At 54.3% G+C, this 2742-nt stretch carries 3 protein-coding genes; 1 reads left to right on the top strand and 2 read right to left on the bottom strand.

The window, feature by feature from the left end; translation table 11 throughout:
• Window positions 1–30 precede the first annotated feature (30 nt).
• A complete protein-coding gene (locus tag HMPREF1023_RS15150; protein ID WP_009304928.1) occupies window positions 31–1368 on the top strand; it encodes a restriction endonuclease subunit S in 1338 nt (445 codons plus the stop codon).
• Here HMPREF1023_RS15150 and HMPREF1023_RS04285 read toward each other — a convergent pair.
• On the bottom strand, window positions 1355–2155 hold the full coding sequence (locus HMPREF1023_RS04285) for a tyrosine-type recombinase/integrase (RefSeq protein WP_009304927.1): 801 nt from the start codon (window positions 2153–2155) through the stop codon (window positions 1355–1357). The genes HMPREF1023_RS15150 and HMPREF1023_RS04285 overlap by 14 nt on opposite strands.
• Window positions 2156–2192: 37 nt before the next feature.
• A partial coding sequence (locus HMPREF1023_RS04280) for a restriction endonuclease subunit S (protein WP_009304926.1) occupies window positions 2193–2742 on the bottom strand: 550 nt, incomplete at its 5' end.

Raw genomic sequence — 2742 nt, 5'->3', positions numbered from 1 at the left:
GATCCCGTTCGATATCCCTGAAGGCTGGGAGTGGGCAAGGCTGGAGGGCATTACCACCTACATACAGCGCGGCAAATCGCCAAAGTACTCACTCGAAAAAAATATCCCGTTGTCGCTCAGAAATGCAATCAATGGTCAGGGTTCTCGCTGGAGAGGGCGAAGTTCGTCGACCCGAACAGCGTTGCATCGTATGCCGAGGAGAGGCTGCTCGTTGACGGCGACCTGCTCTGGAACTCGACGGGGCTGGGCACCCTTGGCCGCATGGCCGTCTACGATTCGAACCAAAACCCTTACGGGTGGGCGGTTGCCGACAGCCACGTTACGGTCATCAGGACCGTGCCCGACTGGTTGCGCTACGAATATGCGTTCCTCTACTTTGCGGGCCCGTCGGTCCAATCCGTTATCGAGGATCAGGCGAGCGGTTCAACGAAGCAGAAGGAGCTTGCGCAAGAGACGGTGAAGAGGTACCTGATCCCCGTGCCGCCCCTCGCCGAGCAGCGCCGCATCGCCGAGCGCGTCTCCGAGCTGATGCCGCTCGTTGGGGAGTACGGCAAGCTGGAGGACGAGCGCGAAGCGTTGGACGCTTCGCTGCCCGAGCGCCTGCGCAAATCCGTGCTGCAGATGGCCGTCGAGGGCAAGCTCGTGCCACAAGATCCGTCGGAAGAGCCCGCATCCGTGCTGCTCGATCGCATCCGCGAGGAACGCGCCCATCTTATCAAGGAGAAGAAGATCAAGGCCCCCAAGGGCGGTGAGTCGGTAATCTACCTCGGTTCCGATGGCAGGCGCTATGAGAAGCGCGGCAAGGGCGAGCCCGTCTGCATCGACGACGAGATCCCGTTCGAGATCCCCGAGGGCTGGGAATGGGCAAGGCTCGGCAGCCTACTGTCCGTCATTAGCGACGGCACCCATAAGACCCCTGAGTACACAAATGATGGGGTTCTCTTTCTGTCTGTGCAAAACATCTCAAAAGGCTTCTTCGACCTGAGCAGAGTCAAACATATAAGTAGAGAGACACACAAAGGGCTATGTAAGAGGGTTAGGCCTCAAAATGGTGACATTCTGCTGTGCCGAATCGGTACGTTGGGAAAACCCATTATTGTCGACGTAGATTATGAATTTAGCATCTTTGTCAGTTTGGGCCTTCTCAGGCCTATTAATCGCTCGCTTGCGGAATGGATTGTCAATTGCCTTGATTCGCCTATGGGGTTCAACTGGATTCAAGAGGTTAAAGTCGGCGGCGGAACGCATACATTCAAAATCAACCTTGGAGATATTCCCTCGTTTTTGGTACCCATTCCGCCTCTTGTCGAGCAGCGCCGCATAGCCGAACGCATCTCCGAGCTCGATGTCCTAATCACCAATCAATAGCTTTATCGACTGCGGCGCGCTGTTCCTCTGCGGTGCGTCGCAGATATATTCGCGTCGTCTCGATGCTTTCATGTCCCATTAAGTCAGCGAGAAAAGCGATATCTGGGTTCTTTGCTATAAAATTTTTGGCGAATCGATGCCTGAAGGAATGCGGATACACGACATCTGGATTCACTCCATAACGTTTTGCGCAGCGTTTTAATCCAAGCGATAAGCCTCTCGTACTCATTGGGTTTCCGTTGGGGCCGACGAACACGAATCCTTCTCCAAGCGAGCATTGTTTGAACCAAAGTAGTGCATCTTGCTGTAGCGATTTTGGAATGTAAATCCGCCTCAGCTTTTCCCCTTTGGATATCAGATCAAGATGTCCCACCCTAACTGATTCGACCGTCAATCGCCGCAATTCGCTAATCCTCGCGCCGGTGCAAGCGAGGAAGCGCACGACGAAATGCCAATAAAGGTCACCGTCTTCGAGGAGTCCATCACGTAGGGTTTCATACTCATCTTGGCTGATTACGTTATCTAGAAAAGGCTTCTGCTGAACGCGAACGCCCCGCAACCTCATCCCATCGTAGCCGATGTGATCTAAATAGCAGTTCAGTGCCCCGATTCTGTTATTGGCCGTCTTCGTAGCGAATTCGCTTACCAACCAATCCTTATGAGACAAGAGGGATTCGTCGTTTACCGTTGTGTAGCGTGATAAGAACTGCGATACAGCGTAAGAATACGAGCTAATGGTGTTCTGGCTCATCTCTTTCGACTTGAGATAATTGATGAAAGCTTCCATGACATCTCCTTTCGGTTATGACGCCATGGAAGCGGGATTAGTTGATATTGGCTAGTATTAAATTAAGACGCTCGGCGATGCGGCGCTGCTCGGCGAGGGGCGGCACGGGGATCAGGTACCTCTTCACCGTCTCTTGCGCAAGCTCCTTCTGCTTCGTTGAACCGCTCGCCTGATCCTCGATAACGGATTGGACCGACGGGCCCGCAAAGTAGAGGAACGCATATTCGTAGCGCAACCAGTCGGGCACGGTCCTGATGACCGTAACGTGGCTGTCGGCAACCGCCCACCCGTAAGGGTTTTGGTTCGAATCGTAGACGGCCATGCGGCCAAGGGTGCCCAGCCCCGTCGAGTTCCAGAGCAGGTCGCCGTCAACGAGCAGCCTCTCCTCGGCATACGATGCAACGCTGTTCGGGTCGACGAACTTCGCCCTCTCCAGCGAGAACCCTGACCATTGATTGCATTTCTGAGCGACAACGGGATATTTTTTTTCGAGTGAGTACTTTGGCGATTTGCCGCGCTGTATGTAGGTGGTAATGCCCTCCAGCCTTGCCCACTCCCAGCCTTCAGGGATATCGAACGGGATCTCG

This window comes from Eggerthella sp. 1_3_56FAA (genome assembly GCF_000185625.1).
GTDB classification, from domain to species: domain Bacteria; phylum Actinomycetota; class Coriobacteriia; order Coriobacteriales; family Eggerthellaceae; genus Eggerthella; species Eggerthella lenta.
The sequence above is the reverse complement of the archived record's forward strand: the minus strand, read 5'-3'. Positions and strand labels throughout refer to the sequence as shown.